Source organism: Clostridioides sp. ZZV15-6598, assembly GCF_020657705.1.
Lineage (GTDB): Bacteria > Bacillota > Clostridia > Peptostreptococcales > Peptostreptococcaceae > Clostridioides > Clostridioides difficile_F.
In genome coordinates this window covers 1-4722 of sequence record NZ_JAGWCS010000205.1, presented here as the reverse complement: position 1 = coordinate 4722, position 4722 = coordinate 1, and the positions used below count along the sequence as shown (strand labels likewise).

Annotated in this window: 6 protein-coding genes; 4 read left to right on the top strand and 2 right to left on the bottom strand. The window is 26.8% G+C overall.

The features are described from left to right. Nucleotides 1-96, bottom strand: a 96-nt coding sequence (locus tag KGF50_RS20460; protein ID WP_227849763.1) for a helix-turn-helix domain-containing protein, incomplete at its 3' end; no start/stop codon positions are given. Between the two features lie 196 nt (nt 97-292). Here KGF50_RS20460 and KGF50_RS20455 point away from each other — a divergent pair. The 4 genes from KGF50_RS20455 to KGF50_RS20440 all read left to right on the top strand — a co-directional run bounded on the left by KGF50_RS20455 (nt 293) and on the right by KGF50_RS20440 (nt 2956). Continuing rightward, nucleotides 293-442 (top strand): hypothetical protein, encoded by a 150-nt coding sequence (locus KGF50_RS20455; protein WP_021358895.1) that lies wholly within the window; start codon nt 293-295, stop codon nt 440-442. Between the two features lie 639 nt (nt 443-1081). Continuing rightward, on the top strand, nt 1082-1465 hold the full coding sequence (locus KGF50_RS20450; protein ID WP_227435791.1) for a GntR family transcriptional regulator: 384 nt from the start codon (nt 1082-1084) through the stop codon (nt 1463-1465). Beyond that, nucleotides 1458-2315: an ABC transporter ATP-binding protein gene (locus KGF50_RS20445; RefSeq protein ID WP_227849762.1), complete on the top strand. Its 858-nt coding sequence runs from the start codon at nt 1458-1460 to the stop codon at nt 2313-2315. Before KGF50_RS20450 ends, KGF50_RS20445 begins: the two co-directional genes overlap by 8 nt. After that, nucleotides 2312-2956: an ABC-2 transporter permease gene (locus tag KGF50_RS20440; RefSeq protein WP_227849761.1), complete on the top strand. Its 645-nt coding sequence runs from the start codon at nt 2312-2314 to the stop codon at nt 2954-2956. Before KGF50_RS20445 ends, KGF50_RS20440 begins: the two co-directional genes overlap by 4 nt. A gap of 233 nt (nt 2957-3189) precedes the next feature. On the opposite strand, the gene KGF50_RS20435 is transcribed toward KGF50_RS20440, so the two are convergent. Beyond that, the gene (locus tag KGF50_RS20435) at nt 3190-4563 is read right to left on the bottom strand and encodes a metallophosphoesterase (protein WP_227849760.1); all 1374 of its coding nucleotides are present in this window, start codon (nt 4561-4563) and stop codon (nt 3190-3192) included. Between the last annotated feature and the right edge of the window lie 159 nt (nt 4564-4722).

Genomic DNA, 4722 nt, shown 5'->3' with positions numbered 1-4722 from the left:
TACAAATCTACAACATCCAAAAGTTTTGTTAATTAACTCTTGCTGTTTTTTATTTGGATACATTCTAAACTTATAAGATTTTTCCACTACTATCACCTCACTTTACTTGTTTTTTCTGATTATAACTTTAACAAATATAATTATTTAAAACAAGTATTTTGAAGGTTTTTATATTTATTTTTAAATAACATATGTAAGAACCGTAAGTCTTAACTTTTATCATTTTTGAGGTTGTCGTTCACATAAGTTCGCTACTACCTATGCAGTTCTCTTATGAACTTCTTACACTTTCATGCAAGCACAGACTATATCTTATCCTTCGGCATTATCCGTTAAGGTCTACCCACTTCCACTACCAATAGCTTGTAGTGTACTTCCCTCAAGAGGAATAGTCGTTGAAGTTTCTCCTATTCGGAGCTTACCTGCTGATTGCCCATTTTAAAGTACTTAGGGTTTAACCTTATACCATCTAACCAATTTTTTCTACTTTCGTAACTTTCACACTTAGTTTTATCCTTATGTTTTAGTTTGGTTAGCTTTAGGGGTTTCCAGCAATTCAATTAGTATTGAATAGGTTCTATCCTATCTCTACATATAAGTTTTCCTATATGCTGACTATTTTAGCTACTAACTCATGACTAAAGTCACAAGTGTGCGTAACTATTTTTTAATCAAAGTTATACGTTAAAATTCATCTTTTAGTATATAATATCATACATTATACTTGTGTCCCCACCCTACTAACATTGAATGTATGGGTATATGAGATTTTGCTATAAGTAGTAAAAGTATCAAATTTAATTATATAACTTATACCTTTAATATATATTAAAGCATAATGCCTAGATATAAAGTATAACGCCTAGATAAATAGATATAAACTAATCTTAAAAGTGTATATTGACAATATTTTTACTTAAACACTATCTTTCTGATTAAATACTTCAATTTAAAAACGTTTCAGAATAAATACATATAGATTATTATTGCAAATGTATATTGTAATTTTTTATATTGACAAAAAACATCCAACTGTTTATACTGTACTTGTATATAACAATACAGTTAAAGAGGTGTTTTTTTGAATATAATTATTTCAAATGGTTCTAGCTTACCTATTTATGAACAAATTAAAGAACAGATTAAAGAACAAATTCTTTCAGGAGAATTAAAAGAAAATGAAATGCTACCTTCACTTAGACAGTTAGCAAGAGATTTAAAGATTAGCGTTTTGACTACTACTAGAGCATATAATGAACTTGAGCAAGAAGGTTTTATTATGAGCCGTCAAGGTAAGGGATTTTTCGTTATGTCAAGTAGCTCTGAACTTATTCGTGAACAGTTAATACGAGAAGTAGAATCAAATCTCAATAATGCAATACAAGCGGCACAAAGAGCGTCTATGACAGATAAAGAAATTATAAGTCTTTTGAGATTATTATTGGAGGTGGAAAAAAGTGAATAATTATTTGGAACTAAAGGATGTTAGTAAAAACTTTAATGATTTTAATCTAAAAAATATAAGTTTTACTTTACCAATGGGATATATAATGGGATTAATCGGCCCAAACGGTGCAGGTAAGACAACAACTATACAATTAATTCTAAATATGTTAGAAAAAGATGAAGGAGAGATTTTAGTTTTTGATATGGACAATGCTAAAAATGAAAATCTTATTAAGCAGAATATTGGTGTTGTATTTGATAATATATTTTATGCAGATAATTGGTCAATAAAAGATACTGAAAAAGCTATATCTATTTTTTATAAGGATTGGAATCACGATATTTTTAAAAGTATGATAACCAGATTTAATCTACCTCTAAATAAAAAAATAAGTGAATTGTCTAGAGGTATGCAAATGAAACTTATGTTATCATGTGCATTTTCTCATAATGCTAAGTTGCTTATACTTGATGAACCCACAAGTGGGCTTGATGCAGTAACTCGTGATGAACTTTTGGAAATTCTACAAGACTACATAAAAGATGGAGATAGAAGTGTATTATTCTCTACTCATATTACTACTGATTTAGAAAAAATTGCTGATTATATCACTTTTATAAATAATGGAGAATTATTTTATACTGGAAGTTTGCAAGATTTATTAGAAAAGTTTAGATTAATTAAAGGAATACCAAGAGATTTAACAGATACACTTAAAAGAGATATTATTGGTCTGCGTGAAACAGATATTGGATTTGATGGATTAATTCATACAAATGATACTGTTAAATACAATAACTGTATCATAGATACTGCTACTATTGATGATATAGTTATAAAAGTTAGCAAGAGAGGTGTAATAAGATGACCGATTCAATTAAATTTACTAAACTAGATATTTTTACAATGAAATCCTATTTTAATATGAATTTAGTTTTGTTAGCTGTTATAATGCTTTTTTCATATATGGGCTCATCAACATTAACACTTTATATTACTTGTTCTTGGTTTGTTGCCCTTATGATTTCTAACATTTTTGCTATAGAAGAAAAAAATAACTTAAGTCGCTTATATGGTACTCTTTCGATTAAATTAAAAGATATAGTTTTAGGTCGCTATATTTTCATTTTACTTAACTTTGTATTGACAGTATTTCTAATTACTGTACTTTCAATAATAGTATTATTCTTTAAAAGTAAACCTATTGATATTCAAGAAATTATACTAGGAATAAGTACCTCTTTTTTAATTTTTTCTGCTATAGTGGGAGTTCAAATACCTATCTTTTTTAAGATGGGATATCTAAAAGCAAGATTTTGGTCATTAATTCCATATATCATTGTATTAACATTAGTCTTAATGACTTCATTGATTGATAAAATATCATTCGTAATAGATTTTATAATAGGCAACCAAGGCATATTTTCTATTTTGGGGCTTATTTCTAGTTTTATTATTTTAGTAGTTTCTTATAAAATATCTTTCTTATTATATAAAAGTAGACGATAATGTAATGATTAAACTTCAAAAATACATATTTTATACTTTGTTTATTTTTTATAAGATACATTAAATATTTCTCCAATATAATTATATAAAAAACCAAAGATTTATATACAGATATGTAAAAGTAAATCTTCTGTACATTGTAAGAATTCAATCATAATAAAATTTCTAATTGGATTCTTACAATGTACAGAAGATTACATATTTTATGTAAACATAGTATTTCTATTAGTTATTTATATATTCTTTTTTATATGCTCAAGATTCACTTTGAAAGTTTTTTCATCTTTTTGAACTTTAAAATTATCATTATCATTAGGTAAAACCGTTATAATACTATCTTTATATTCAGACTTATCAATCTTTAAACTTAATCCTGTCTTATTAGAATCACCATATATATAACAAATAGGTTTTTTATTACTCATAAATACCATTTGCACCATATCCTCACTATCTGTTGGTATGATATTTCTCCATTTATATCCTACAGTTTTATATATTGTTTCAACAGGTGTATATGGTTCAAATACATATAGCTTATCCCATTTAAAAGGAAGTACTTTCCCTAAACTGATTTCTTTAGTTTTACTATCTAGGCTTAAAAGACTTCCATAAAATTCACTGACTTTATCCATTTCTTGATTTTTTTCAAGTGTGGCTAACTGACTAGATTTATTAACAACATTCCATTTATCATTATTTTTTTCTAGTTTAAAGTTAATTTTAGAAACACATTCTCCATGCTTTCCTGGTTGTGTAACTATAACTTGTTCTCCTAAATTATTTTTATAGTCATGTTGTTTAATTTGAACATGTGTATGTCCAGCTACTATCGCATCAATACCATCAACATTTTGAGCCAAGTCCTGTATTCTATTTCCTGGATTTTTAGGTTTTTTAGGCTTCTCTCCTGAATGTACTACAGCAACTATAACATCTGCTTTATCCTTTTTCATTACATCAACCCATTTTTTTGCATCATCTACTAAGTCATTCATATATAGTTCGCCATTATAGCCTCCTTGGTCTTTTAACTCTAAAGAATTAGAATCCACGTTTTCTCCAACTTCTTTTATTGTAAGACCTAAAATACCTAATTTAACATTACCTTTAGGGGTATTAATATTTTTTATTATATATGGCTTTGTGTAACTACTCCCATCTTTATTATACGTATTGGCTGATAATACATTAATATCTTGTTTATTAAAATCAGATATCATATTATCTAAATAAAATTTAGAGTTAGATACAAATTCATGATTTCCAAGAACTACAGAATCATAACCTACTTCTTTCATTTCTTTTGCAATAGGAGCTTCTATATACTTTTCTGTTTTATTATCAATATCAGTTCGCCTATCATCAAAATATTTTTCCATAGGGGAACCTATTGGTCCACTATCAAAGAAATCTCCTGCATCTACTAGAGTTATATTTTTATCTCTTTCTCGTTCTTCTTTTATATAAGAAGTTAACTCATAAGGTAGGTTTCCATGTAAATCGGTAGTTGCTAACACATTTATTTCTGTTGTTTGTTTTGAAGCACATCCAGACATTAGTAATACAGATAAAAAAGTAATCCCTATAATTATTTTATTTTTCATAAATCCTCCAATTTTATTTTTTCTGAGTATAAACCTTAATTTCATTCTTTATTATATTTAAGTTATAATACAAATCTAATATCAATAATAGTACATTAGTATACAAAAGTCATCTATATATTCTATAAAAACTTAGTTATCTACTAGAATATACTCTTA

Coding starts and splice junctions, on each gene's coding strand:
- KGF50_RS20440 (WP_227849761.1), top strand. CDS start 2,312: ATGACCGATTCAATTAAATTTACTAAACTAGATATTTTTACAATGAAA.
- KGF50_RS20435 (WP_227849760.1), bottom strand. CDS start 4,563: ATGAAAAATAAAATAATTATAGGGATTACTTTTTTATCTGTATTACTA.
- KGF50_RS20455 (WP_021358895.1), top strand. CDS start 293: ATGCAAGCACAGACTATATCTTATCCTTCGGCATTATCCGTTAAGGTC.